The sequence below is a fragment of the Geobacillus sp. PK12 genome, from assembly GCF_004123125.1.
In the GTDB taxonomy this organism is placed as follows: domain Bacteria; phylum Bacillota; class Bacilli; order Bacillales; family Anoxybacillaceae; genus Geobacillus; species Geobacillus zalihae.
This window is the reverse complement of the sequence record NZ_SDKL01000095.1, coordinates 1-1138: the sequence shown is the minus strand read 5'-3', so window position 1 is coordinate 1138 and position 1138 is coordinate 1. Positions and strand designations below refer to the sequence as shown.

Genomic DNA, 1138 nt, shown 5'->3' with positions numbered 1-1138 from the left:
CACACCGATCTTCAATGATCAAGTACAACTTGTGGTGAAGAGCCTTTTTTAAAAAGTTTTTCCAATTGTTTATTCCTTCAATCTGTATGATCATCTATTCTTTTCTTTCTCAAATAATATAGATAAGAAATCGGAACGATTCCACATATAAAAATTATTCCTGCAATTAAAACACCATTAATTGCAGTAAAGCCTTCACTTAATGATGTGAGGATTCCTATTATAGTTGAAATAAGTGTTAATACAACAAGTGATATTAGGAATCCTTTTTTGGGTGACCTTTTTTGACTTTCATATTCCACACTAATGTTCATTGATAAGAAAGCTGATACGACCGTTGTAAGGATAAACACAAACCATAATGGATTTTCTCTCATTCCATCTATTCCTTTTGTTATTAGGTCATAGCCTAATATTCCGATGATTCCAAGCGTCTGTAAAATGTAGGCAATTCGTAAATTTTGCAGATTTTTCAATAATAATCGTTCGTCTTTTATTTTTTGCAATTTAATCACTCTCCCTTTTCTACCCAAAAAATTTCATCTAACGTTTTATTAACCGCATAACAAATTTCGAGGCACAATTTTAAAGTAGGATTGTATTTTCCTTTTTCGATTAAACTGATAGTTTGGCGAGTTACACCAACCTTTTCTGCCAGTTGTTGTTGGGTCAGATTTACTTGGATACGAGCAACTTTAAGATTGTTTTTCACAATTTCAAAACCCCCTCTGAATGTAATTTATTATATATTACATTTTATACAATATATATTACATAATTCAATATATATATTACATTTTGGATAAAAAATTTTACATTATTTATATTTTTGATTTACCAAAGAGGAAATGATAGGTAGAAAAAAGCAGGGTAATTTGATATGACAATTACCCTGCTTTTTTAATGTGATTTCAAAAGTTATTTTTAATTTTGCACTTTAAAAGGGAATCCGTTAGTTAATAAGTGATCTCTCCATTCGTTCAATAATTCTTTACACAACCTATATAAGTTGAATTAAAGATTTACAACTGAACACACAACCGAACGATCGTTTGTTCTGGTTTCTGGTTGATTCGCTGAATAAAGGCTTGGACACTCTTTCTACTTTCTTGCACACTCGAATAGAACACGTTGTACA

2 protein-coding genes are annotated in these 1138 nt (G+C 30.4%); both read right to left on the bottom strand.

Annotated elements, in window-relative coordinates:
- Positions 1–77: 77 nt before the first annotated feature.
- Entirely contained in the window at positions 78–506 is a 429-nt protein-coding gene (locus ETR37_RS17965; protein ID WP_129447624.1) for a hypothetical protein, read from the bottom strand.
- Positions 507–511: 5 nt separating this feature from the next.
- The gene (locus ETR37_RS17960; RefSeq protein WP_020753652.1) at positions 512–712 is read right to left on the bottom strand and encodes a helix-turn-helix transcriptional regulator; all 201 of its coding nucleotides are present in this window, start codon (positions 710–712) and stop codon (positions 512–514) included.
- Between the last annotated feature and the right edge of the window lie 426 nt (positions 713–1138).